Below are 25,067 nucleotides of genomic sequence, written 5' to 3'. Positions count from 1 at the left end.
GTCCGCGCATCAATGGTCGGCCTGCGTCGGAAATTTTCTTGACAAAGGCCATCCTGTTTAGCAGAAAGGAGGGGCTGAAAGTCATGTTTGGAAGAGCGTAGAGGCCATGCTGGTCTGCAGCTGCAATTACATCACCGACAAGGACATCAAGGACGTCATCAACGACCTCCTTGACGAGGACTGTTGGCAGTTGATCGTCCCGGCCAAGGTCTACCATGCCATGGGCAAGCGTGGCCGTTGCTGCGGCTGCTTTCCCAATGTCGTCGAGATCATCATCCGCACCACCGAGGAATACCACGCTGCCCGCCAGACCGACGGTGCCGACGTCGTCGACTTCATGGAACGCCTGAAGCGTTTCCACGAGGAGCAGAAGACGGCCAGCCTCGAGCGTCGCCAGCGTGCCGCCCAGGTGGCCTGAGCGCATCGGCGCGTCGGCCGCGGTTCCTGCCTTCAAAAAAGGGATGGTCGAGAGGCGTGGTGCGCATGGCGCCTTCGGGCATGCATCCCTTGCCTCGCGATCCGCAGGCGTGGTGCCATTGCCAGCCGATCAGCGGCAGTTTTCGCGGAAAGGCATGGTCGCGGGCGCGTGGTCTCGTCGCTTGCGACGACAAAAGGTCCGTGCGGCCGCCGTTCGACGTCATTCCTGCTGTCCGGGGAACCTGCCAGCCGAAGGAGCGCCGGCACGACCTCTCCCCAGCAAATCTTCGTACCCTGTTGCGGACTGCTTCAAGCGATGCCTTCAGGAGACCACGGCGGCATTCGGACCGTGACGCGGTCAAGGCCGGTTTCCTTCGATGGGAGAGTGCACTAGATTGAGATGAAAGCAGAATTTCCGCGGCGCGTTCGCGTCTGTCTCTACGACAGGAGCGAACGGACTTAGTTCTTACCGACAAAACCACAGAAGAAGGGACCCGTCATGAAGGGTGATCAAAAAGTAATCGAACGGCTGAACGAGGCACTGTTCCTGGAGCTGGGCGCCGTCAACCAGTACTGGCTGCACTACCGCCTCCTCGACGACTGGGGCTACACCAAGCTCGCCAAGAAGGAGCGCGCCGAATCGATCGAAGAGATGCAGCATGCCGACAAGCTGATCTCGCGCATCATCTTCCTCGAAGGGCACCCGAACCTGCAGACGGTCGCGCCGCTGCGCATCGGCCAGAACGTCAAGGAAGTGCTCGAAGCCGATCTCGCCGGCGAATACGACGCCCGCACCGCCTACAAGGCCTCGCGCGACATCTGTTACCAGGCCGGCGACTATGTCAGCATGAAGCTGTTCGAAGAGCTGCTGATGGACGAGGAAGGCCATATCGACTTCCTCGAAACCCAGCTCGACCTGCTCTCGAAGATCGGTGAACAGAAATACGGCCAGCTGAACGCCGATTCCGCCGACGCCGCCGAATAAGGATACCGGGGGCCCGTCCGCAGAGGGCGGGCCGCCAATTGGCGGCAAGCCTTTTCGGCGGTCGTCGGCAACGCGACCCGCGGGGCCTATATGGTCCCGGTCCCGGATTGGCTCCCTCTTCCCGGCGCCGACTGAAGATCGAGGACGGGTGGGGCGCGACAATGTTCGAGTGTGCCGCCGGCTGCTTCGAGGTCTCGCTTTGCTCGGGCACCTCAGCATGAGGGGCGCCACGTGGCCTTCGACCCGTCCTGTGCGTGGGGCATGGATCCTCGGGTCAAGCCCGAGGATGACGACCTTTCATTTGGGGTAGGGATGCTCCAACGCCCGTTTCAGCAGAAAGAACGCGTCTCGGACCTTCTGTCCGCATTCGGTGGCCGGTGGCCGGCCGGTTCCGTCTTGCGTTCAGCAAACTGCAACGGCTCTTGAAGCATTCCACCACTTACCGCGGCTCCTGGAGCATTCCACAACCCACTGCTGTCGTCATCCTCGGCCTTGTGCCGAGGATCCACGGCACAGCCTGCAACGCTTGCGACCAACGCTTTCCACGAAAATTCCTCAACGAGGGGCGACTGGCACTGCCAAGCCGGCACACGGTGAGCCCTCACCCTGAGGTCGGAGCGGAAGCGACCCTCGAAGGGCGAGGGCGGGTGGAGGATGGTGCCGGTCGAGTGCGCGTCGGCTGCTTCGAGGCTCTCGCTCTGCTCGGGCGCCTCAGCATGAGGGTCGCGCTTCGGCTTGCCGCGAGACGTGGCCTGCGGCGTGGATCCTCGGGTCAGCCCGAGGATGACGACCTTTCATTTGGGGTAGGGATGCTCCAACGCCCGTCTCAGCTGAAGGAACGTCTCTTGGACCTTCTGTCGCATTCGACGGTCCGTGGTCGGCAGCCGGCCGGTTCCGTCATGCATTTCAGCAAGCGGCAACGGCTCTTGGAGTATTCCGTCGCTCTCCGCGGTCGTCATCCTCGGGCCTGACCCGAGGATCCACGGCGCAACCTGCAATGCTTGCCGACCCACGCGTTCGACGCAACGAAAGATGACGTGCAAAACTGCCACGCGGTACACGGTGAGCCCCACCCTGAGTGGGAGCGGAAGTGCCCCTTGAAGGGCGTGGGCGGGTAGAAACATAGCCGGCAAAGCTTCAATGTGTCGCGCCGTTGACGGATGCGGCCGTATCAGCGCGATTCCCGGCATGGGGGCTCGGCAGGTCGTCGTTACTGCCCGCTGTCTTGGCAGGCTTTCGGCGACGCAGCCGTCACTTCCACTCGTAGACCTTGTCGCCGCGAAGCGGGCGGCTGTCCACCAGGGTGGCGGGGTCGGCGATCTTCGCGACGTACTCGTCCGCGTCATGATCGTCGTTGAAGCCGACAAAGATCATGAACATGGCCTTGGCGTTCGGCTGGCCCTTCTTGCGATAGGCAAAACGGATTGCGCAGGACGGGTATTGCGAGCCGATCGTCAAGACCTGGGCCGCCTCTTCGCCTTTCAGGTTCTCCAGCTTGCCATTGAAGGCGAGGAACTGGCTGAGCGCCATGAAATGGTCGATGGCGGCGAAGGCCGCCGCCTGGGCGATCTGGCGCGGGCTGTCGCCTGGACCGGAGCGACCATAGTAGAGGCTGTCGGTCTGGCCTTTCTGCCTCTTCGTCTCATAGACGACGAGCTTGCCGGAGGCAGCAAGTTCGATATGCACGTCATAGGTCTGGAACCACTCGGGATGCTGGTCGAGTTCGGCAAAGAGGGTGCGCAGCGGACGCACGTAATCTGCATAGAATTCCACCGACATGGCCCTGGTCCCCTTTGTTCGACCTCCCATAGCATTGCCGGGCGGGACGAGGCTATAGGCGCGCGAGCTGTCGCGGAAGGGGCGCACGATGCCTGTCGGGAACGGGACGTTCGTGCCCGTCCATGGACGCCTGGGCGCCGAGAGGATCGGCATCCAGCCACTGATGAGGAGGGGGTGATGGCAGGAAAGCAGATCGAACTATCGAGGGTCGACCCGTCGCGGTCAGCCCAGGACCGGTCGAGGCCTGCGGCTATTGAGGTAGCACAGATCTCCCCTGGACCGGGTAATGCCGAGGACTGTCACTTTTCGGCGGCCGCAGACTTTGCGCCCGCCCCTTGCTGCGCTACGTCGCCGCCTTCCTCACCATGCTGGCCGTCACTGGTCAGATCATGCGGTGGTCCGCTGTGCTGGTCGATCGCGACGGGGAAAAGGCCTATTCGGTCACACCCGCTGCCAGCCAGGTTGTCGTCGCGCAGCAGCCCGATGCGGCCCTTGCGGCCGTGCCGGGCGGCAGCCTTGTGCAGCATATCGCGGCGCGCGGTGATACCGTCAGCACCCCAAGTGACGCCGGCGTCTCTCAGCCGGCGAGGTGGTGGAACTCGGCGACCACCTGTTCGTAGACGCTGCGCTTGAACGGCACGATCAGGTCGGGGAGTTCGGCCATCGGCTTCCATTCCCAGGCGTCGAATTCGGCTGTGTGGCCGCCCGGCGGCGGGTCGATGGCGATCTCGCTCTCGTCGCCGTCGAAGCGGAAGGCGAACCAGCGTTGCGTCTGGCCACGATACTTGCCCTTGAGCCCGATGCCGATCAGCTCGGCCGGCAGGTCGTAATTGATCCAGCGGCTTGCCTCGGCGAGCAGCGACACGCTCCTCATGCCGGTTTCTTCGTAGAGCTCCCGCAGCGCTGCCGGCAAGGGATCCTCGCCGTCGTCTATGCCGCCCTGCGGCATCTGCCAGAGCATGGGCGATCCGTCATATTCCGAATTGCCTTCCGGGATGCGTCGCCCGGCCCAGACCAGGCCCGCCGGATTGAGCACCATGATGCCGACGCACGGGCGATAGGGCAGGTCTTCGGCACGGATTTTCGTGAAAACGGTCTTTTCCATCATGTCCCCCTTACTGCTCGGCGTCGGCCGCAAGGGCGGAGACGCCAACGATCTCAATTCCTCGGCCGGCTGCCTCCTCGCTCCATTGGCGGATCGCGGCAATCGTCTCGTCGAAGGCCGAGGCGATGCCGATCGCCTGGCCGTTGCGGCGGGCGATGCGTTCCAGCTCGTCGAGCTTGGCCAGCACGGCCGCCTTTTCCGGCTGGCCGTCGAGCAGCAGGTTGCCCTGCGCATAGGGCATGCCGATCGCCTTGGCAAAGCTGTCGGTCAGCGAGCGGGCGGTCGAGCCGTCGTCGAGGAAGAGCAGGCCGCGCGCGCCGATGTCGCGCATCACCGGCTCGAAGGCCGTGGCGTCCGACATGTATTTCGCGCCCATGTAGTTCATGACGCCGGTGTAGTTGGTGATGCGGCCCATGGCCTCGTGCAGCTTCTTCAGTGCCTCGTCCGGCTGATCGCTGGTCAGAAGCGTGCCGCGGCCGGGATTGTTGGCCGGATAATCGAAGGGTTCGAAGGGCACCTGCAGAACGATCTCGTGGCCCTTGCGGCGGGCTTCCTGCATCCAGCGCGAGAGGCTGTTGCCGGTCGCGGCGAAGGCCAGCGTGATTTCTTCGGGCAGGTCGCGGATGGCACGCTGGCTACCGGTCTGGCTGAGCCCGATGCCGCCGACGACGATGGCGACGCGGGTTGCGCGGGAGCCCGACCAGGGGCGCGCATATTGCTCGAACGGCCTGAGGCCATCGGGGCCGATGATCGGAAGGCGACCTTCCGGCGTGTCCTCGAGCAGGTCATCGTTGGGGAGGGCGGCGACGCGGCTGTCCTGGCCGATTGTCTGGCTGTCGATCAGTACGGGTCCGTTTCCGTCGCGCGGCTTCGGCGTGAACTTGGTGACGACCGAGCCGTCGTCGGTCACCGTGCGCTGCACCGTCGCCCCGCCAAGCGGGCGGCTGGTGGCGAGGTTCTGGCCGGAGCCGGCGGGCGCCGTGCCGCCGGGTGCTTGCGCCGTCTGGGTGTCCGGGCCGTCGGGCTTGGGCACCGCGTCGGAGAATTGACGCAGCGGAAGCGGCGCGATCGCGGAATAGGTGGAGAGGCCGAGAATGGAGACGAGCGACAGACTGCCGAGCATGGCGGCAAGGGAAGGCCGGCGACGCGGCGATCTTCCCGGCCTGCGGCCCTGGCCGAGCGGTGCATGGAGATCGGCGCTCAAGGTCTATGCGCTCCCGTCGGGTGGCGAATGCAAGCGGGCGCCGGATTGCTCCGGCGCCCCATTCCTTACTTTGCCACGACGGCCTTGGCCGGGTCGGCCGGGAAGGACGGATCGGTCTTGGCGCCGCGCAGCAGATCGAGCGCGTAGTTCAGCTGGACGTCGTCCTTGGCTTCCGGCGGGACATAGGCGACAGAGCCGGAGCCCTCTTCGCTCTCGTTCTGGCCCTTGATGTGGCCCTTGAGAGCCGATTCGCCCTCAGCGCGCACCTTGCCCTGCAGCTCTTCCGGCAGCGGCTGTTCGACCTTGATGTCCGGCTCGATGCCGGTGCCCTGGATCGAGCGGCCCGACGGCGTGTAATAGAGCGCCGTGGTCAGCCGCAGCGCGCCCTTCTCGCCCATCGGGATGATGGTCTGGACGGAGCCCTTGCCGAACGAGCGGGTGCCGAGCACGGTCGCCCGCTTCAGGTCCTGCAGCGCGCCGGCGACGATTTCCGAAGCCGAAGCCGAGCCGCCGTTGACCAGAACCACCAGCGGCTTGCCGTCGGTCAGGTCGCCTGCGCTGGCGTTGAAGCGACGCGTGTCTTCCGGATCGCGCGAACGGGTGGAGACCACTTCGCCGCGCTCGAGGAAGGCGTCGGAGACGTAGATCGCCTGGTCGAGCAGGCCGCCCGGATTGAGGCGCAGGTCGAGGACGAAGCCCTTGAGCTTGTCGGCCGGCACTTCCTTCTGGATCTTGATGATGGCGGCTTCGAGATCGTCATAGGTCTTCTCGGTGAACGAGATGACGCGCAGATAGCCGACGTCGCCCTCGACGCGCGACTTGACGGCGCGGATCGGAATGATCTCGCGAACGATGGACAGCTCGATCGGCTTGTCGGCACCCTTGCGCAGGATGGTGAGCTTGATCGGCGTGTTGACCGCGCCGCGCATCTTCTCGACCGCTTCCTCAAGCTTGAGGCCGCGCACCGATTCGCCGTCGATTTCGGAGATGAAGTCGCCGGCCAGAATGCCGGCCTTGGAGCCGGGCGTGTCATCGATCGGGGTGATGACCTTGACCAGTTCCTCTTCCATCGTCACTTCGATGCCGATGCCGCCGAATTCGCCGCGCGTCTGCGTCTGCATGTCCGCCGCATCCTTGGCGTTCATGTAGGTCGAGTGCGGGTCAAGCGAGGTGAGCATGCCGTTAATGGCGTTTTCGACCAGCTTTTCCTCGTCCGGCGGCGTCACGTACTGCGCGCGCACCCGCTCGAAGACGTCGCCGAAAATCGACAATTCCTTGTAGGTGGAGGTGCCGGCGGCCTGTGCAGGAATGCCGGCCGAATAGAGAACGCTCATCGCGGTCGCACCCATAAGCGCGCCGACGAGAACAAGAGAAGCCCTACGAATCATTCTGTGCCTTTCCAGAGCCACTTCCGGTCCACCACTCGCGGGAATCAACCGGTTTTCCATCTTTCCGAAATTCTATGTAAAGGGTCGGGCGATCCGTTTCCAGCGCCAATGCCGTAGCGCTCGCCACTCTTTTCTCCCCCATCACCGCCAAGGGCTCGCCGGAAAGAACGAACTTGCCCTGACCGGTGTTGATGCGGTCCATGCCGGACAGTACCACATGATAGCCGTCGCCGGTATTCAGGATGATCATCTGTCCGTAACTGCGGAATTCACCGGCGTAGACGACCCAGCCGTCGGCAGGTGCGGTCACCAGGGATCCTGGCGCCGAGGCGATGACCATACCCTTGGCCTCGTGCCCCGTTCCGTCCGGATCGCCGTACTGGCGCAGGATTTCGCCGGCCGCCGGCAGTTCCAGTTTCTGCTTCAGATCGGAGAAAGCATATGCCGGGGCAATGCGGTTTTTATCAGGCAATGACGATGCCGCCAGCTCCCTGGCCTTCTGCCTCTGCTCGTCGCTGAGCTTGCGCAGCCGCTCCTCCTCGGCGCGGGCCCTGTCGGCCGCTTCGCGCACCGAACGGATCTCCGTCTCGAGGCTGGCGATCAGGCCCTCCATACTCGAGGCGCGGGCCGCGAGTTCCTCGGCGCGGCGCTTTTCGGTCGCGAGTTCCAGCGAGTTCTGGCGCGACAGCCGGTCGTTTTCGACCAGCAGCAGGTCCATGCGCCGTTCCTCCTCCTGCCGGCTGGCGATCGTGGCGACCAGAGTCTCGGTCTCCTTTTCGCCTTCCATGCGCAGGCGCACCAGCTCGGCGAGATCGGCGGCGAGCTTTTCGGTTTCCTTGCGGATGCCCGGCACGACGGCGCCGAGCAGGATCGCGGTCCTGACCGAGGCGAGTGCGTCCTCCGGGCTGACAAGCAGGGCCGGCGGCGGGTTTCGGCCCATGCGCTGCAGGGCGGCCAGCACCTCGGCGAGAATGGCGCGGCGATCCTTGAAGGAATGGCGGATCTTGTCTTCGCTGACGCCGAGCTCGGCGAGCTTCTTCTCGCCGGCGGCGATCTTGCGCTCCAGCTCCTTGCGGCGGGCGGCGGATTCGATCAGCGCCTGCTTCAGGCTCTCGGAGGTCTTGGAAAGGGCGGCGATGCTCTCTTCGAGTTCGACGGCCTTCTCGTCGGAGACCCGCATCGAGCGGGCAAGCTCCTGCAGTTCCCGGCCGACCTCGTCGCGTTTCTGGCGCAGTGCCAGGGCTGCGTCATCGGCGGCCGGATCGGGTGCGGTGGGATCGGCCTTCACCGGGACCGGCGGGGCGGTCACGGCCGGCGTCGGGGCCTGGGCTATGGCGCGCGTCTGTGGGTCCAGAAGCGGTCCGCCCAGTAGCATCGCGGACGCCAGCAGCGTCGCGCGGATCGCGGGGCGACGCTCGGCTGGTTTGGCTCTGATGGATGGACGGTCGTCGTGTCGCAAGGCGCTATCCCGGTTCGCGGCGGAAAATACGCTGATTTGCCCCGCCACGCAAAGCGGGCGATCCGGAGGCCCGAACGCGGCGGTCAGGCGCGGTGATAGGGATGGCCGGACAGGATGGTCACGGCGCGATAAAGCTGCTCGGCGAGGAGGATGCGCACCAACTGATGCGGCCAGGTCATGCGGCCGAGATTGAGGACGAGCTTGGTCTTTTCGCGCAGGTCCGGATCGACGCCGTCGGCGCCGCCGATGACGATGGCAAGGTCCCGCTGACCGCGGTCGCGGTGATCGCCGATCAGCTCGGCGAATTCCTGGCTGTCGAGCGCCTTGCCGCGCTCGTCGAGGATGATGACGAGGGCGCCTTCCGGCATGGCTTTCACCAGCTCCGCGGCCTCCTCGCGCTTGCGGGTCGCGGCGTTGGAGGAGCGGCTTTCGGCAATTTCGACCGAGCGGAGGAATTCGAGCCCGCAGGCGGGCCCGGCCTTGGCAAAGCGGTCGAGATAGCGGGACGCGAGTTCCTTCTCCGGCCCGGCCTTCAGCCGGCCTACGGCATAGATGCCCACGCGCATGTCTCGATCCTTCCATTCCGGCCGCGCAACCCACACGGCGGCAAAAGCGCGACGCTTGCCGCTTGTCAGGGCTTCGCTACTGCCGCCAGGCGGCAGCGGGCCGTCGGTGTCAGTGCAGGGTGCCTTCCTCGATCTCCGGAGCGGCCCACATCTTTTCGATGTTGTAGAACTCGCGGATTTCGGGGCGGAACACATGCACGATGATGTCACCGGTATCGATCAGCACCCAATCGCCGGCTTCCAGTCCCTCGACGCGAGGAGAACCGAAGCCCTCGTCCTTGAGGTCGGAAATCAGGTGCTCGCTGATCGCCGCCACATGCCGGTTCGAGCGCCCGGAGACGACGACCATGTAGTCGCCCAGCGCGGATTTCCCGACAATGTTGATGGTGACGATATCTTCTGCCTTGGAGTCCTCGAGGCTAGCGAGGACCAGCTCAAGCTCACGGGCTGCGGCATCGGCGCCACGTTCCGGGCTTTTCGGGAGGACGGCATGCGTCTTTCCCTTGGTGTGTACTGTTGTCAGAGTTTTTCCTTTCTTTGGGTAACAGCACGAAGGCGATTCCCACGATCGGAAATCGCTTCACGAAAGTGGCACCGTTCCGTTAATCTTTCAAGGGACCGGCCAAAATACCCGCAACGCCGGGAAACATCACCGATCTTGCGCCTCGCGCAAGGCGGTCGAGGAGAGGGTCGAGCGGGGGCCGTGGATGAAGGTCCAGGCCGGCGCCTTCTTCTTCCACAGTACGCCGGCGTCGTCTTCGTCGATGCGCGCATAGTCGAAGGTGCGGGCCATCTTCGAGGAGAGATAGGCAAGCGTCGAGCCGGGCCGGTCGATCACGGCGATCGGGAAGGTCATGGCGATGCGATGCCATTGCTGCCAGCGGTGGAAGCTTGCGAGATTATCCGCGCCCATGATCCAGATGAATCGGGCGCGGGGATTGCGCGCCTTCACATAGTCGAGCGTGCGCGCCGTATAGCTGGTGCCCAGCGTCCTCTCGAAGGCTGTGACCTTGATGCGCGGATCGTCGGCGAGCGCCTCGCACTTCGCCAGCCGCTCCGACAGCGGCGCCAGGTTGCCGCGGCTTTTCAGCGGGTTGCCGGGGGTGACGATCCACCACAGCTGGTCGAGGCCGAGGCGGCGAAGGGCAATCTCGGCGACCAGCGCATGGCCCTGATGCGGCGGATTGAACGAGCCGCCGAACAGGCCGATGACCATGCCCGGTTCGACGTGCGGCATGAAACGATGGCGATGGGCGATCGCTTCCTCAGCCACCTTAGGGTCGCACCTGTCCGGTGCCGTGCACCCGGTATTTGAACGAGGTCAGCTGTTCGACGCCGACGGGGCCGCGCGCATGCATCTTGCCGGTGGCGATGCCGATCTCGGCGCCCATGCCGAACTCGCCGCCGTCGGCGAACTGGGTCGAGGCATTGTGCAGCAGGATGGCCGAATCGATCTCGTTGAAGAAGCGCTCGACGACCGCCGGATCCTCGGCGATCACCGCCTCGGTATGATGGGACGAATAGCGGGCTATGTGATCGATCGCGCCCGACACACCGTCGACGATGGCGACCGCGATGATGGCGTCAAGATATTCGGTGCGCCAATCCTCTTCCGTCGCCGGCTTGAAGCCCGGATGGATCTTCAGCACGGTCGGCGAGGCATGGATCTCGCAGCCGGCTTCCGTCAGGGCCTCCAGGATCGGCATGAGATGGGTGCCGATCGCCGCGCTGTCGACGAGCAGGGTCTCGGCCGCGCCGCAGATGCCGGTGCGGCGCATTTTCGAATTGACGACGATGCGCGTCGCCATGTCGACCTCGGCGGAGGCGTCGACATAGACGTGGCAGAGGCCTTCGAGATGGGCAAAGACCGGAACGCGCGCTTCCGTTTGCACGCGGGCGACGAGGCTCTTGCCGCCGCGCGGCACGATCACGTCGATCGAACCGTCGAGGCCGGTCAGCATGGCGCCAACCGCGGCGCGGTCCGGCACGGGCACCAGCTGGATGGCATCGGCCGGCAGGCCGGCCTTTTCCAGGCCCTTGACCAGGCAGGCATGGATCGCCCGCGAGGAATTGAGCGAATCCGAGCCGCCGCGCAGGATCACGGCATTGCCGGATTTGAGGCAGAGCGCGCCTGCATCGGCGGTCACGTTGGGGCGGCTTTCGTAGATCACGCCGATGACGCCGAGCGGCGTGCGCACGCGTTCGATCTTGAGGCCGTTCGGCCGGTCCCAGGCGGCGATCACCTCGCCGACCGGATCCTTCAGGCCAGCCACCGCGCGAATGCCCTCGGCGATCGCGGCGATGCGGGCCGGATCGAGCGTCAGTCGGTCGACGAAGGACGCGGCAAGGCCGCTGTCCTCGGCATTCTTCAGGTCGATCGCATTGGCCGCCAGGATCGCCTGTTCATCGGCGAGAATGGCGTCGGCCATGGCGGCGAGCGCGCTGTTCTTCGCTTGCGTCGAGGCGATTGCCAGGGGCCGGGCGGCGGCGCGGGCGCGCCTGCCGATGTCCAGCATCAGCGCATCGACGTCGCTCAGATCGGCTTTTGCCTTGTCAAGCATGGGCTTCGTCCTTCTTGTCTGCCTGCGCGGCGTCATGCTTGTGCGCCGGATCGGTCATCACCAGGTCGTCCCGATGGATCATCGCGGCGCGACCGGCATAGCCGAGAATGTCCTCGATTTCGGAGGATTTGCGTCCGGTGATACGGCGCGCCTCCTCGGCGTCGTAGCCGGCGAGGCCGCGGGCGATCTCGCGCCCCTGCGTGCCGATCACCGAGACGGTGTCGCCCCGGCTGAACTGGCCGACGACCTGGCGGACCCCGGCGGGCAGCAGGCTCTTGCCGGCCTTCAGTGCCGTCTGGGCGCCGGCATCGACATGCAGTTCGCCGGCGGCCTGAAGCTGGCCGGCGATCCAGGTCTTGCGGGCGGTGACGGGGGTCTTGGCGGGGGCGAACCAGGAATGGCGGGCCCCGGTTTCGATGGCCTTCAGCGGATGGTCGGTCTTGCCCGAGGCGATGATCATGGCGCAGCCGGCGCCGGTGGCGATCTTGCCCGCGTCGATCTTGGTGCGCATGCCGCCGCGCGACAGTTCGGAGGCGGCGCCCCCGGCCATGGCCTCGATCTCCGGGGTGATCTCGGCGATCGTGTCGAGGAAGCGGGCATTGGGGTCGAGATGCGGCGGGGCGGTATAGAGCCCGTCGATGTCGGAGAGCAGGACCAGCAGGTCGGCACCCGCCATGGTGGCGACGCGGGCGGCGAGGCGGTCATTGTCGCCGTAGCGGATTTCGGTGGTGGCGACCGTGTCGTTCTCGTTGATGATCGGCACGGCGCCGATCTTCAGAAGCTGCTGCAGCGTGGCGCGGGCGTTCAGATAACGGCGGCGTTCCTCGGTGTCGCCGAGCGTCAGCAGGATCTGGCCGGCGACGATCGACGATCGCGACAGGCTTTCCGACCAGTGGCGGGCAAGGGCGATCTGGCCCACGGCCGCGGCCGCCTGGCTTTCCTCGAGCTTGAGGCCTCCGGAGGGCAGGTCGAGCACGGTGCGGCCAAGGGCGATGGCGCCCGACGAGACGACCAGCACGTCGACGCCGCGGGCCTTAAGCTCGGCGATGTCGTCGCAGATCGCGTCGAGCCAGGCCTTCTTCAGGCCGCTGCCGCGATCGACCAGCAGGGCCGAGCCGATCTTGATGACGATGCGCCTGTAGCGCGTCAGTGATTTGGCTCCGGCCGACATTTATTCATCGCCTTCCGTTTCCTGGTCGCGCTTGCGGTTGCGGTCGCGTTTTTCCGGGAGCGGGATATTGCCGCTCTCGGCGACGATGATGTCGCGCAACTGGCGGAGCGCCTCCGTCATGCCCTTGCCGGTAATGGCGGAGAGCAGAAGCGGGGTCCTGCCGCAGGCCTTCTTCAGTTCCTGCGCCTTTTTCTTCAGGCCCTCCTCGTCGAGCACGTCGATCTGCGACAAGGCGACGATCTCGGGCTTGTCCTCCAGCCCGCCGCCATAGGCTTCGAGCTCGTGCTTGACCGTCTTGTAGGCCTGGCCGACATGCTCCTCCTGGGCGGAGACGAGATGCAGCAGCACGCGGGTGCGCTCGACATGACCGAGGAAGCGGTCGCCGATGCCGACCCCTTCATGCGCGCCCTCGATCAGGCCCGGAATGTCGGCGAGGATGAATTCGCGCTCGTCGACGGTGGCGACGCCGAGGTTCGGATGCAGCGTGGTGAAGGGATAGTTGGCGATCTTCGGCCGGGCGCGGGTGACGGCGGCCAGGAAGGTCGACTTGCCAGCATTGGGAAGTCCGACCAGGCCGGCATCGGCGATCAGCTTGAGCCGCAGCCAGACCGTCTTTTCCTCGCCCTCGAGGCCGGGATTGGCCCAGTTCGGCGCCTGGTTGGTCGCCGACTTGAAATGCGCATTGCCGAAACCGCCATTGCCACCCTTGGCAATGCGGAAGCGCTGGCCCTCGACCGTCATGTCGATGATCAGGGTCTCGTTATCTTCCTCGAAGATCTGCGTGCCGACGGGCACCTTCAGCGTCACGTCCTCGCCGTTGGCGCCGGTGCGGTTGCGGCCCATGCCGTGCGTGCCGGTCTTGGCCTTGAAGTGCTGCTGGAAGCGAAAGTCGATGAGCGTGTTGAGGCCATTGACGGCCTCGACCCAGACATCGCCGCCGCGGCCGCCGTCGCCGCCATCCGGACCGCCGAACTCGATGAATTTTTCGCGGCGGAAGGAGACGCTGCCGGCGCCACCGTCACCGGAGCGGATATAGACCTTTGCCTCGTCGAGAAATTTCATGCTTCTGCCAATTGATTGCGGGTCGGGATGAGCGAATTTGTGTGGGCCATCGATATAGCCGGTTGAGCCGGAGGTCAAAGAGTATCGTCATATTCTTCGGCTCGCGCGGAGGCCGGACGCCGCGGGCGCATTGCCGGCCGGGTCGTACTGAGTGTCTTGGCCGAGGCCCGGGGCGACGATGCGCCGCCCCGGGCCGGGGTCCGTCAGGGCCGTCGGAAGTCCGCCTCCGTCAGCCGCGTTTCGATATGCGGGGCCACCGCATTGCGGGCGCGCGAATAGAGATCGCCGCAGCGCAGGATCGAAAAGCCGAGCTTTTCCTGGATGCGCAGCGACGCCGCATTGTCGGCGAAGGCGCCGGAATGCAGCTCCGCCTGCGGCATGCGGCGGAAGAAGCGCTCGATCGCCGCGCCCGCCGCTTCGCTCATCAGCCCCTTGCCCCAGTAGTAGCGGTTCAGCCAGTAGCCGAGATGCCAAAGGCCGTGGCGCAGTTCGATCGAAACGACGCCGAGATGAACGTCGTCGCCGGCGGTGATGGCGAGCGACCAGTCGGGTGTGATGCCGCAGGTCACGCGGCTCAGCCAGTCGGTGGCGTCCTGCCGGTCGTAGGGAACCGGAACGCGCGCCAGCATGCGCACGACCTGGTAGTCGCCAAGCGATTCGACGATCGCCTCCGCGTCGCTCATGCGATGCGGACGCAAGGTGAGCCGCGCAGTCTCGATGACCGGGCAGGGGCCGGGCACAGAAGGCATGGCTCTCTTCAGGGGGGCGTTCATCACCGCATCTCCCCCCAGCTCTTCAGCGACATCCAGGTCTTGCGGTCGAGCCTGTACCATTCGACCGGCATCATGCCGCCCATGGCCAAGCTGCCGACCATGCCCGAGCCCTGGAACTGGAACCCGCACTTCTGGATCACCCGGCGCGAGGCGATGTTGGTGACCCGGCAGCGCGCATCGATATGGGCGATGTCGCGGGTGCGAAACGCCATGTCGATCAGCGCATGCGCCGCCTCCGTCGCGTAGCCCCTGTTCCAGTGCGGCTCGCCGAGCCAGTAGCCGATTTCCAGCGTGTCGTGGTCCGTGACATGCGGCTCCAGCGCGCAGCAGCCGAGGAATTCGCCGTTTTCCGCCTTGGTGATCGCATAGACGCATTTGCCAATCTCGCCAGCATTCGTGCGTCGCACGAAATCGGCCGCATCGCGTGCCGTGTACGGGTGCGGCATGCGCGATACCATGGTGGCAACGGCGGCGTTGTTGGCGAGATGGGCAAGGGCGTCGATGTCTTCTTCGTGGGGCGCGCGCATGACGAGCCTTTGCGACAGCAAGACGGGGCAATCGCTCCGTAACCGATCCGGCCTCAACCGGTCCTGGGGTGACCGCGACTGGTCGACCCTCGATAGTTCGATCTGCATGGTTCAGTCTCCTTCTGGTTGAAAAGGCATAAGAAAAAGGGGAGATGGCGCCCCATCTCCCCTGTTTTCTAGACTGAACCTGGTACGGCCAGCCGGGTCGATGAGACGCCGGCTGCTTTAGAGCTTAACCGGCTTTATTCCGCTGCTTCCGCCGCTTTCGGCATCACCGACACGTAAACCTTGCCATTGGCCTTGGTACGGTAAGCGACATTGCCTTCAATGAGCGAAAATACGGTATGATCCTTGCCCATGCCGACATTGGCGTCCGGATGCCACTGGGTACCGCGCTGACGTACGATGATGTTGCCTGGAATGACGGCTTCGCCACCAAACTTCTTCACGCCAAGGCGCTTGGAATTCGAATCGCGACCGTTACGCGACGAACCGCCAGCTTTTTTGTGTGCCATTGGAGTTCTCCTTTAAAAACCTGTTGTCTCGTTGACCGTTACGCAGCGACGATGTCGGTGATGCGAACGACGGTATGGTGCTGGCGGTGGCCGCGCGAACGCTTGGAATTCTGGCGACGACGCTTCTTGAACGCGATCACCTTCTTGCCACGGTTCTGCTCGACGACTTCTGCCTTGACCGATGCGCCGGCCACGAAGGGCAGGCCGATCTTGGCATCGGCACCAACGCCGACCATGAGAACTTCAGTGAATTCGATAGTTGCGCCCGCTTCGGCTTCCAGCTTTTCGATGGTCAGCACGTCGTTGGCGCTCACGCGGTACTGCTTACCGCCGGTCTTGATGACTGCGAACATTGGTTATCCTTTCATGTTCGTTCCGGCTCTGCCTGGCAACCAGGCGGCCGTCTTCTTGTCAGTCGATGTTGAAGCAGGCCCAGAAATCGCGAGCGATCGCGGCGCCTGCCGGTGGAGTTCCGCCGGGGCGGAGAAATCAGGACACAGTTGGCCCATGTCTAATTCACGGCTCGCATACGTGACGGGCAAAAAACTGTCAAGATGAAAGCTTGAGATAGTTGGATTTTCGCCCTTGCAAGCCCGACATTTGCCCGCTAAGAGACAGCCCGCGCATAACTTGCGCCGACCAGCAAAGCGGAGAGGTGGCTGAGTGGTCGAAAGCACCGCACTCGAAATGCGGCATACGGGCAACCGTATCGTGGGTTCGAATCCCACCCTCTCCGCCATGGCTGGACTTTGGGCCGTAAGGTTTTTCCGAATTCGCCTGCTTCGATTTAATGCTCGATGCGTTTGCCAAAATCGGTCAGCGCCACATTCTCGGCACTTCCTCGCTCTTGGACTTCAATTTACTGTATGAATTAAGAGTAGGCATAACGTGTATGCGTGAGGGCCTATGCCGACCGAAATCGACGAAGTGCTGAGGCGGTCGGAGCAGGGGGGTGACGGAGCCCTATATTTGTCGTGGCTCGGACGGTAAGCTCTATTTTGTTAAAGGCAAAGGAGCTGGCTACGAGTCCCTGGTGAAAGAGCGGGTGGCGGGCCAACTCGCGCGACAACCGGGTTTGCCCATTCCCCGATTTTGCATCGTTACGGTGCCGCGAGATCTGTATGAAGCAGGTCGTGACGGGCCTTTGCGAGACCTCGGATCCGGATTGCTGTTCGGCTCAGAGAACGTTGAGAACGCTAATGAGATGTCGTTTGTTCACATCCAGCACGCTCCGGCCGACCTGAAGCGTGATATCGCTGCTTTCGATTGGTGGATCAAAAACGGCGACCGCACACTCACAGACGCTGGAGGCAATCCCAATCTCCTTTGGTTGGAGACAACTCACCGGCTCGTCGTCATAGATCACAATCTAGGTGTTTAGTCCCTGCTCTGCGATGCCGATGCACCGGATCTGGCGCCGATCACCGGTCAGCCGAAACGTTGGCTCGGTTTGCAGAAGAAGCACAATTCGCTCCCCGCGGGAGAATTGATGCTGGCGAAGATGATTGCGCCGTCATAGGGCGCGCGGATTTCCTCGCCGGTGACCCGCGTTCCGATGCGATCGCCCTCCTGGACCGGTTCGCCCGCCGAAAACTGCCTCACCAGCCGGTCCTCGTCGCTGTTGGCCATCACGGCCACATCGATTTCCCATGCCTGGGCCGGGGCGGCGTCGGGTGGGAGGGGCGCATCCGTCAGCCCGAGATGCGCAAGCCCGTTGAGGATGGTCCTGTAGGCGCGGCGCGGCGCTTCCGGATCGTCGTGACTGCCGCACTCGACGGTCACGGCATATCCGCCGGCGAAGCGCATGTATTCCGCAGTGCCCACGCCATGGGACACCGCTTCATACGGATAGCCCTTGCCGAGCCGGACCAGGGAGGCGCGTTCATGGGCGCTCATCCAGCCATGCAGGATCATCGGCAGGCCGAGTGCCTTGACGAGTTCTTCCTCCTGCATTGCCTTGTCGAACGGTTCGAGCCAGTCGTGATTGTCCCTCGGGCCGATGAGCGCGAAGGGAAGGCCAGGTGCGCTGAACGAATGAAGGTCTATGAGCACGTCGTGTTCCCGCAAAATCGGGCACAGGACGTTGGCGATGCGATCTTCGTTATCCACCGGCACGGGCTTTTCGCTCAGGTTACGATTGAGATTGCGGTCGCCCTCCCGGCGGTTCCAGCGGTAGGCGAGCGCATTGACCACCGGAACGAAAGTCACGCTGCCGCGGGCGAGCTTCAGCCGGCCGGAGCGGAATTCGGCGATGATGCGGGAAATCGCCAGCGGTCCGCAGGACTCGTTGCCGTGCACGGAGCCGGTGACGATCAGCCGCGGCCCCGGCTGGAGCGCCCGGAACGTCACGCATTCCATCACTTCGGTGGGGCTCGCGGCGGCGGCTTTCTCCGCAGCATCGGCGGGCGCGATGTCGATCATCATGCCGGGCTGAAGCCGGCTGGCGAATTCCAGCAACTGGTCATGGGCAATGGCGACGCAGCCCTGCGTGCCGCTGAAATCCGGCCGGGCGGCATGCATGAAGATGGCGCTGCCGCCTGCCGCCCGCGGGGTGGAGTCGTTCCAGCCGACGGGGATGAAGAGATCGAACAGCCGCTCGCCGGTGCGAACCTTCGCTTCCGGCGACATGTCGAGCACGAACTGGTTGTAGAACGGGCTTTCGGGATCCTCGACCCAGTTGTAGTTCGCCGGCTTCTCGAGGAAGGGAAAGGCAAACGAGCGCGGCTCGTCGCCCAGCGCTTCAGGGTCGTAGAAGCCGTATCGCAGCGGGAAGGTGCCGATCGGGGTTGCGCCGTCTCCCTCGCGCTTCAGCGCCGGATCGCGCAGGCCCGAGCGGCCGACGGCGCAGGGCACCGTCCAGTTGCCGATGGTGAGCGTACCCCGGTGGGGCTGGTCCGGATCCTGTCCGGCACGCACCGTGATGACCGGCTGGACGAGAAGGGAAGCGGAAGTGTCGTTCATGTCAGAGACCTTGCAAGAGATGGCAACGCGCTTGATGCGTCGGTGACAAAGCGGAGAATTCGGGGACAGGGCCCGCCCGGCAGGCTGCAATCGCCTGGCTGCAGCGCGGGTTGAACGCGCAGCCCGGCGGCGGATCGAGAGCCGAGGGGATTTCCCCGTGAAGCCGGATGCTCCCGGAAACCGGGTTCATCGGATCGGGTATCGAGGCGATCAGCGAGCGGGTGTAGGGATGGGCCGGCGCGGTGAAGATCTCGTTCCAGCCTCCCTGCTCGACGATCCGGCCGAGATACATGACGGCGATGCGATCGCACATGTGTTCCACGACGCCGAGATCGTGGGAGATCATCAGGAGGGCCACGCCAAGTTCGTTCTTCAACTCCAGAAGCAGGTTGATGATCTGCGCCCGGATGGAGACGTCGAGCGCGGATACCGGCTCGTCGCAGACGACGAGCTTCGGTTCGACGATCAGGGCGCGCGCAATACAGATGCGCTGCCGCTGGCCGCCGGAAAACTCGTGCGGATACCGTTTGGCCGCATCGGGCCTGAGGCCCACCTTGCGCAGCATGTCCGCAACGCGGTCTTCCCGCTCGGCGGCATTGCCGATGCCGTGGAGCTTCAGCGGCCCGCCAAGGCTCTGGCCGACAGTGTGCCGGGGGTTCAGCGAGGCGAACGGGTCCTGAAACACCATCTGCACGATGCGGGCGCGGTCCAGCCGCTGGGACTGGTGGCTCGCGCTGCTTATGTCCTGTCCGTCGAGCACGATCCGCCCGCCGCTCGCCGGCACGAGGCCGAGAATGGCTTGCGCGAGCGTCGATTTTCCGCAACCCGATTCCCCCACGAGGCCGAGACACTCGCCGGCCTTCAGGTCGAGGGTCACGCCATCGACGGCCTTGAGCAGGCCGTGCCGGAAACCGAAGCCCTGACGAACGGGATAGTGGACCCTGAGATCTTCGATGCGCAGGATATCGGGACGGTCGGCCTCAAGATTTTTCATGGTGACATCAGCCATTGAGATAGCACCTTTTGCGGCCGCCCGAGGAAAGCGGCGTCGTTTCCGGCGCGGCTGTCAGGCATTGCGGCATGACCTCGGCGCAACGCGGAGCGAAGCGGCAGCCCTTGCCGTATTCGACGATCGGGGGAACCACGCCGGGTATTTCGGCAAGCTTCGCCTGACCGGCGACGAGGCGCCGGCCAAGCCGTGGCAGCGATGCCACCAACCCTCGGGTATAGGGATGCTGCGGATCGGAGAAGATCTTCTCCGCCGGCTGTTCCTCCACCAGATGGCCGGCATACATCACCGCCACCCGATGGCAGACGCGGGCGACAAGGCCGAGATCGTGGGAGATCATCAGCACGGCCGTACCCCGGGCACGGCAGAGATCGAGGATCAGCTCGATGATTTCGGCCTGTATGGTAACGTCGAGCGCCGTCGTCGCCTCGTCGGCAATGAGAAGGTCAGGATCGCAGGCGAGCGCAATCGCGATCATCACGCGCTGGCGCATGCCGCCCGAAAGCTGATGCGGAAAATCGTTCACCCGCCGGCTGGCCGCCGGCACCTGAACCTGTTCCAGACATTCGATGGCGCGCTTGCGCGCCGCCCGCCGGCTCATGCCCCGGTGCAGGACGAACATCTCGCCGATCTGGTCGCCGATGGTCATCAGCGGATTGAGCGCCGTCATCGGCTCCTGGAAGATCATGGCGATGCGATTGCCGCGAAGCATCCGCATGTCGCGGTTGGGCAGGCGGGCGATGTCTTCGCCGTCGAAGCGGATCTGGCCGCCGGTCACGCGCAACGGGCCGCCCAGCAATCCCGCGACGGAAAGGGCCGTGAGGCTCTTGCCGCAACCGGACTCGCCGACGAGCCCGACGACTTCACCGCGGGCGATCGACAGGTTGAGGCCGTCGACCGCCGGGTAATCCTCGCCGTTTGCCGAGAGCGAGATCCGCAGGTCCTCGATATTGAGAATGAGATCCTCGCTCATGCCCGCCGTGCCTTCCCCTGCGGATCGATGAGGTCGCGCAGACCATCGCCGAGCAGATTGAACCCGAGAACCGTGAGGAAAAGCGCTACGCCGGGGAAGATGGCGATCCAGGGAGAGACCATCAGCTGCTCCCGCGCGTGGGAGAGCATGGAACCCCAGCTCGGCGCGGGCGGCACGACGCCCAGCCCGAGGAAGGAGAGCGAAGCCTCGGCCATGATCGCCGAGCCGATGCCCATGGTCGCGATCACCACCAGCGGACCTGCGATGTTCGGCAGAAGCTCGCGGAACATGATGTGAAAGCGTCCGTAGCCCATGGTCTGCGCCGCCTGCACATAGCTGCGCGACTTCTGCGACAGGACCTGTGCGCGGCTGATGCGACAGCTATAGGCCCAGTCGGTCATGCCGAGCGCGATCAGCAGGCTCGTGACCCCCGGCCCGAGTACGGCCATCAGCGCCAGCGCGAAGACCACCGTCGGGATGGACAGCATCAGGTTGGTGAGGCCTTGGACGAATTCATCCCACCAGCCGCCGAAATAGCCGGCCGAGAGACCCAGCGCCACGCCGATGCAGGTGTTCATGAGCTGCACGACCAGCCCGATGGTGAGCGAGATGCGGGCGCCGTAGACCACGCGGCTGAAGATGTCGCGGCCCTGTTCGTCCGTTCCCATCAGGAATGCTCCGCCCGGTGGCTCCTCGGCGTAGATGAGATTGGCGTCGAGAACGGGATCATGGGTTGCGATCAGCGGCGCGAAGAGCGCGACGAAGACCATGATGACCAGGATCAGCCCGCCGACGAAGAGATTGGGGCGCAGGAGTTGGAGGAGTTTCATCGGTAGCGGATCCTCGGATCGATCAGCATGTAGGCGATGTCGACCAGCGTGTTGATGAGCAGGAAGAACAGCACGATGACGAGAATGCAGCCCTGCACCGCGGGAATGTCGCGCAGCGAGACGGACTGGATGAGCAGCGATCCGACGCCCGGCCATGCGAACAGGCTTTCGATCACCACCGAGCCGCCGAGCATGGAGCCGAACTGCAGGCCGATCGTCGTCAGCACCAGAACGAAGGCATTGCGCGCCAGATGCCGGGTGACGATGCGGGTTTCGCTCATGCCCTTGGAGCGCGCCGTGCGGATGAAATCGGCGCCGCGCACTTCGAGCACGGCCGCCCGCGTGGTTCTGGCGAGAAGCGCCATCGGGCCGATGCCAAGGGTGAGCGCCGGCAGCACGAGATGCCGCAGTCCGCCCTGCCCGTAGCCGAATGTCGGCAGCCAACCCAGTTGCAGCGAGAAGAAGTACATCGCCAGGAGGCCGAACCAGAAGCCGGGTACGGAAAGCCCCGAAACCGCCCCCATCATCGCCAGCATGTCGATCCAGCTTCCCGGCCTTGCAGCCGCGATGAAGCCGAGCGGCAGGCCGATGGCGACGGCAAACAGGATGGCGGCACAGGCCAGCCGGAAGGACGCGACGATGCGGCTTTCCAGCATGTCGATCACCGGCCGGCGGGTGGAGAAGGAGGTTCCGAGATCCCCGCGCGCGAGGTCGGCGGCATAACGTCCGAAGCGCTCCGGCAAGGGATCGTTCAGATGAAGCTGCTCCTCGATCCGGGCCATGACCTTGGGATCGATATCGCGTTTTTCACCGACCAGCGACGTGACGAAGCTGCCGGGTATGACGCTGAACAGCAGGAAGACGAGCGTCACCACGACGGCGACGGTCAGAAGCGCCTGCATCAGCCGCCGCGCAATCACCATCAGCATGAAGTGTTCCTCTGTTCCGGGACTCGGACGCCGCATGGATGACACGCGACGCCCGAACCGGAAAGGTTGGCCGGAAAGGTTGGATTTGACTGGAATGGGAGACTTAGTTGCGTCCCGGGGCGTTCTCATCAAGCCAGATCTGGTCGACTTCGAGGATGGCGGCTTCGGTCACATTGGAATCGACGCCGTGCACCCAGGGCTGCGTGGCGACGACGGCCTTGTTGTAATTGTGGAACCACACCGGCGCCTGCTCGAAGATGTAGCCGTCGGCTTCCTTGGCCAGTTCAATGCGGCGCTTGGGATCGGGGTCGGACGAGGCGGCATCGATCATGGCGTCGAACTTCGGATCGGCATAGCCGCTGCGGTTGCAGGCCGAGCGTGAGACGCGGCTGTCGAAGCAGCGCAGCGCGCCGACCGGATCGGGACCCGTGCCGTTGGAGCGGAACCATGCCATGGCTTCGCCGGCATTGATCGCATCGAGCAGAACGCCCGATTCCACCACCTTCGGCTTGGCGGTGATGCCGACCGCCGCGAGGAAGGGCGTCATCGCCTGCAACACGCCGAGCGTGCTTTCGCCATCGGTGACCATGGCCTCGAATTCGAAGCCGTCGCCGTAACCGGCTTCCTTCAGGAGCTGCTTGGCCTTTTCCGGATCATAGGCATAGGGCGTGCGGTCCTTGTCGAAGGCGACCGAGGTCATCGGCAGCCAGCCCGTGGCCTTGAACGCCTTGTCCTTCAGCAGCTTGCGGATGATGATGTCGCGGTCGACGGCATAGTTGATCGCCTGGCGCACGCGAACATCGTCGAAGGGTGCCTTCTGGACGTTCATGCCCATGTGGCGGGTGAAGAGCTCGGCAACCTCGATCAGGCCCTTCGACAGTTCCGGATCGGCCTTGTAGGCGGCATAGGCGCCGCCCGAAAGCACGGTGGCATCCAGTTCGCCGGCGCGGAAGGCGACGTCGAGGGTGCTGTATTCATCCGTGATGGTGAACTCCACGCGGTCCGCATAAGGCTGGCCGGGCTTGTAGTACTTGTCGAATTTCTCGCCGACGACGCGCGAACCCTCGACATGCTCGACGAAGCGGAACGGGCCGAGGCCGACGGGATGCGACAGGAATTCCGGCTTGTCGGCCTCTTCCTTCGGCAGGATGGCGGTCACGGCTTCGAACAGCAGGGTGCCCGGCTCGAGGTAGTTCTTGAAGGTGATCTCAAGGGTAAAGTCGTCGATCTTCTTCAAGCCGGAGATCGAGGTGGCCTTGCCGGCGGCGTAGTCTTCCGCGCCGACGATTTCCGAGATCATCGGCGAACCCGGATAGCCTTTCTGCGGATCCATGATGCGGGTGTACGACCAGATCAGGTCATCCGCCGTCATCTTGCGACCATTGTGGAAATAGGCGTTGTCGCGGAGCTTGTAGGTGAAGGTCTTGCCGTCGGACGAGGTTTCGACCGCGGTTGCCAGATCGAGCGCCGGCCGGTTCTCGGCCGAATCCCAGGTGTAGAGCGCGCGGTGGAAGGCCTTGGAGACGGCCATGTCCTGCGATTCATAGGTGATGTGCGGATCGAGCGACTTCAGCGCCGAGCTGTAGGGGGCCGGCAGATGCAGCGTGCCGCCGGGGATCGGGTTCTGCGCCATCACCGGCGAGAACTGGGCAAGAATGCTGATTGCCGTTGCGGCAAGCAGCAGGCGGGCCGAACGCAGGCAGCCAGCGGATGTCTTCACTAATGTCATGGCAGTATCCCTCTATTGGTTCTTTTGTATCTTCATGCATGCGAGCATTTCTTATGATGCTCTTTCCGCCCCGCGGTGTGCCGCGAGGCAAATCTGTCGTCAGGCCTGGTTGTGACCGTCCTCAAGAACGGCCTCGTGGATGAGCCGCCCGATATCCGGAAACAGGGTCGTGTCGGCTGCCGACCAGCGGCTGTCCGTCATCACGCAGGCGACGAAGCTGCGTCCCGATGCCGTCTCTGCGTAGACCAGATCGTGGCGGGTCCAGCTCGTGTGGCCGGCCTTCGACCACAACCGCGTGCTTTCCGGCATGCCTTCGCCGAGAAAGCCTCTCACCTGATCGCCCTCGGGCGGAATGCCGGTTTCCGCAAAGGTCTGTCGCTCGCGGGTGCGGTCCATCAGCTCCATCATCCAGCCCGGTGACGATGAGGCGCCGCGGGCAATGTCGTGCATCAGCGCCAGGCATGCCCGCGCCGTCAGCCGGTTTCCCGGCGAGCGGGACCGAGCCTGATAGGCGCAGCCATAGGGGCTGTCCTCATAGGTGGCGTGCAGCACGTTGATGTCGCGGAATTCAGGTTTGCGGAGACCTGTCAGCCAATCCTGCACGCCGTGGCGATCACGAAGCCATTCAGTCAGCGCATCGTCGTCCAGACAGGGACCGTCGAACGCACCGGTGAGGCGTCCCATGAGGAATGCCGTGGCCTCGTTCGAGGAAAGCTCGATCATCGCGCGGGCGGCGCGCCGATCCTCGTCATTCGGTGTGAAACGGCCCATTGCCTCGAAGGCCGTGAAGGCATGCAGGCAGAAGAGCTTCACCACGCTTGCGGGATAGACCGGTACGTCGCACCGGTAGCTGAAGGACAGGATCGAAGACAAGGGACCGGGATCGACGACGCGCAGCGGCCGGTCGTGGATCGCAAGCGCAATGCCGATATCGCCGGCCTCCAGTTTTCCGCCGCTGCGTTCGACCGCGAGGCTGATGATCCCGTCCAGAAGTATACCGAAGCCTGCCTTGTCCACGTGTCAACCCGAGATAGCAGATTGCCTTTCCGGAAACGGCGCGAACCGACCCGGATGAAGTGCAACGTCATGATTTACATGCGTGAACTCTATGCCCGATCCGGATA

Annotated in this window: 25 protein-coding genes, 1 tRNA gene and 1 pseudogene; 5 read left to right on the top strand and 22 right to left on the bottom strand. The window is 64.3% G+C overall.

Annotated elements, in window-relative coordinates; all coding sequences use genetic code 11:
- Positions 1-38 precede the first annotated feature (38 nt).
- Both L867_RS27390 and bfr read left to right on the top strand, forming a co-directional pair.
- Positions 39-418 (top strand): annotated as a pseudogene (locus L867_RS27390) ((2Fe-2S)-binding protein).
- A 498-nt stretch (positions 419-916) separates the two neighbouring features.
- Complete coding sequence (gene bfr / locus L867_RS0113075; protein WP_028737309.1) at positions 917-1,402, top strand: bacterioferritin; 486 nt, start codon at positions 917-919, stop codon at positions 1,400-1,402.
- A 1,251-nt stretch (positions 1,403-2,653) separates the two neighbouring features.
- Here bfr and L867_RS0113065 read toward each other — a convergent pair.
- On the bottom strand, positions 2,654-3,181 hold the full coding sequence (locus tag L867_RS0113065) for a hypothetical protein (RefSeq protein ID WP_028737307.1): 528 nt from the start codon (positions 3,179-3,181) through the stop codon (positions 2,654-2,656).
- A 335-nt stretch (positions 3,182-3,516) separates the two neighbouring features.
- Between L867_RS0113065 and L867_RS27385 the strand changes: the two genes are divergently transcribed.
- Complete coding sequence (locus tag L867_RS27385) at positions 3,517-3,801, top strand: hypothetical protein (protein ID WP_156951563.1); 285 nt, start codon at positions 3,517-3,519, stop codon at positions 3,799-3,801.
- Here L867_RS27385 and L867_RS0113055 read toward each other — a convergent pair.
- The 14 genes from L867_RS0113055 to rplU form a co-directional block, all read right to left on the bottom strand.
- A complete protein-coding gene (locus L867_RS0113055) occupies positions 3,759-4,286 on the bottom strand; it encodes an RNA pyrophosphohydrolase (RefSeq protein ID WP_028737305.1) in 528 nt (175 codons plus the stop codon). The genes L867_RS27385 and L867_RS0113055 overlap by 43 nt on opposite strands.
- Positions 4,287-4,296: 10 nt before the next feature.
- The gene (locus L867_RS0113050) at positions 4,297-5,490 is read right to left on the bottom strand and encodes a divergent polysaccharide deacetylase family protein (protein ID WP_028737304.1); all 1,194 of its coding nucleotides are present in this window, start codon (positions 5,488-5,490) and stop codon (positions 4,297-4,299) included.
- A gap of 65 nt (positions 5,491-5,555) precedes the next feature.
- A complete protein-coding gene (locus L867_RS0113045) occupies positions 5,556-6,878 on the bottom strand; it encodes a S41 family peptidase (protein ID WP_028737303.1) in 1,323 nt (440 codons plus the stop codon).
- On the bottom strand, positions 6,868-8,253 hold the full coding sequence (locus L867_RS0113040; RefSeq protein ID WP_051438965.1) for a murein hydrolase activator EnvC family protein: 1,386 nt from the start codon (positions 8,251-8,253) through the stop codon (positions 6,868-6,870). Before L867_RS0113040 ends, L867_RS0113045 begins: the two co-directional genes overlap by 11 nt.
- Positions 8,254-8,420: 167 nt before the next feature.
- Positions 8,421-8,903: a 23S rRNA (pseudouridine(1915)-N(3))-methyltransferase RlmH gene (rlmH, locus tag L867_RS0113035; protein ID WP_028737301.1), complete on the bottom strand. Its 483-nt coding sequence runs from the start codon at positions 8,901-8,903 to the stop codon at positions 8,421-8,423.
- A gap of 109 nt (positions 8,904-9,012) precedes the next feature.
- A complete protein-coding gene (gene rsfS, locus L867_RS0113030) occupies positions 9,013-9,426 on the bottom strand; it encodes a ribosome silencing factor (protein ID WP_028737300.1) in 414 nt (137 codons plus the stop codon).
- Positions 9,427-9,552: 126 nt separating this feature from the next.
- Positions 9,553-10,140 (bottom strand): nicotinate-nucleotide adenylyltransferase, encoded by a 588-nt coding sequence (locus L867_RS0113025; RefSeq protein WP_084638548.1) that lies wholly within the window; start codon positions 10,138-10,140, stop codon positions 9,553-9,555.
- 37 nt (positions 10,141-10,177) lie between these two features.
- Entirely contained in the window at positions 10,178-11,464 is a 1,287-nt protein-coding gene (locus tag L867_RS0113020; RefSeq protein WP_028737298.1) for a glutamate-5-semialdehyde dehydrogenase, read from the bottom strand.
- Positions 11,457-12,635, bottom strand: a complete 1,179-nt coding sequence (proB, locus tag L867_RS0113015) for a glutamate 5-kinase (RefSeq protein ID WP_028737297.1) — start codon at positions 12,633-12,635, stop codon at positions 11,457-11,459. Before proB ends, L867_RS0113020 begins: the two co-directional genes overlap by 8 nt.
- Positions 12,636-13,697: a GTPase ObgE gene (gene obgE, locus L867_RS0113010; RefSeq protein ID WP_028737296.1), complete on the bottom strand. Its 1,062-nt coding sequence runs from the start codon at positions 13,695-13,697 to the stop codon at positions 12,636-12,638.
- A gap of 203 nt (positions 13,698-13,900) precedes the next feature.
- A complete protein-coding gene (locus L867_RS0113005) occupies positions 13,901-14,470 on the bottom strand; it encodes a GNAT family N-acetyltransferase (RefSeq protein WP_028737295.1) in 570 nt (189 codons plus the stop codon).
- Positions 14,470-15,105, bottom strand: a complete 636-nt coding sequence (locus L867_RS0113000; protein WP_028737294.1) for a GNAT family N-acetyltransferase — start codon at positions 15,103-15,105, stop codon at positions 14,470-14,472. Before L867_RS0113000 ends, L867_RS0113005 begins: the two co-directional genes overlap by 1 nt.
- 134 nt (positions 15,106-15,239) lie before the next feature.
- A complete protein-coding gene (gene rpmA, locus L867_RS0112995) occupies positions 15,240-15,512 on the bottom strand; it encodes a 50S ribosomal protein L27 (RefSeq protein ID WP_028737293.1) in 273 nt (90 codons plus the stop codon).
- A gap of 38 nt (positions 15,513-15,550) precedes the next feature.
- On the bottom strand, positions 15,551-15,865 hold the full coding sequence (rplU, locus tag L867_RS0112990; RefSeq protein WP_028737292.1) for a 50S ribosomal protein L21: 315 nt from the start codon (positions 15,863-15,865) through the stop codon (positions 15,551-15,553).
- A gap of 296 nt (positions 15,866-16,161) precedes the next feature.
- Between rplU and L867_RS0112985 the strand changes: the two genes are divergently transcribed.
- Positions 16,162-16,251 (top strand) — tRNA-Ser (locus L867_RS0112985).
- A gap of 213 nt (positions 16,252-16,464) precedes the next feature.
- Positions 16,465-16,893 carry a HipA family kinase gene (locus L867_RS27380; RefSeq protein ID WP_146086554.1) on the top strand — a complete coding sequence of 143 codons (429 nt, stop codon included), beginning with the start codon at positions 16,465-16,467 and terminating at the stop codon, positions 16,891-16,893.
- Between the two features lie 47 nt (positions 16,894-16,940).
- On the opposite strand, the gene L867_RS26460 is transcribed toward L867_RS27380, so the two are convergent.
- The 7 genes from L867_RS26460 to L867_RS25215 all read right to left on the bottom strand — a co-directional run bounded on the left by L867_RS26460 (position 16,941) and on the right by L867_RS25215 (position 24,960).
- Entirely contained in the window at positions 16,941-18,473 is a 1,533-nt protein-coding gene (locus tag L867_RS26460) for a L,D-transpeptidase family protein (protein WP_051438964.1), read from the bottom strand.
- 1 nt (position 18,474) lies between these two features.
- Positions 18,475-19,467 carry an ABC transporter ATP-binding protein gene (locus L867_RS25220; RefSeq protein WP_104367980.1) on the bottom strand — a complete coding sequence of 331 codons (993 nt, stop codon included), beginning with the start codon at positions 19,465-19,467 and terminating at the stop codon, positions 18,475-18,477.
- A 7-nt stretch (positions 19,468-19,474) separates the two neighbouring features.
- Positions 19,475-20,455, bottom strand: coding sequence for an ABC transporter ATP-binding protein (locus L867_RS0112970; RefSeq protein ID WP_028737290.1), 981 nt, complete (start codon positions 20,453-20,455; stop codon positions 19,475-19,477).
- Complete coding sequence (locus tag L867_RS0112965) at positions 20,452-21,285, bottom strand: ABC transporter permease (protein WP_037173293.1); 834 nt, start codon at positions 21,283-21,285, stop codon at positions 20,452-20,454. Before L867_RS0112965 ends, L867_RS0112970 begins: the two co-directional genes overlap by 4 nt.
- Positions 21,282-22,214, bottom strand: a complete 933-nt coding sequence (locus L867_RS0112960; protein WP_028737288.1) for an ABC transporter permease — start codon at positions 22,212-22,214, stop codon at positions 21,282-21,284. Before L867_RS0112960 ends, L867_RS0112965 begins: the two co-directional genes overlap by 4 nt.
- 103 nt (positions 22,215-22,317) lie before the next feature.
- Positions 22,318-23,943 (bottom strand): ABC transporter substrate-binding protein, encoded by a 1,626-nt coding sequence (locus L867_RS0112955; RefSeq protein WP_084638547.1) that lies wholly within the window; start codon positions 23,941-23,943, stop codon positions 22,318-22,320.
- 99 nt (positions 23,944-24,042) lie between these two features.
- Complete coding sequence (locus L867_RS25215) at positions 24,043-24,960, bottom strand: serine hydrolase (protein WP_051438962.1); 918 nt, start codon at positions 24,958-24,960, stop codon at positions 24,043-24,045.
- Positions 24,961-25,067: the final 107 nt, after the last annotated feature.

The sequence above is a fragment of the Paenirhizobium selenitireducens ATCC BAA-1503 genome (genome assembly GCF_000518785.1).
GTDB classification, from domain to species: Bacteria; Pseudomonadota; Alphaproteobacteria; order Rhizobiales; family Rhizobiaceae; genus Allorhizobium; species Allorhizobium selenitireducens.
Note: the sequence above shows the minus strand (reverse complement) of the source record. Positions and strands in the feature narration are given on the sequence as shown.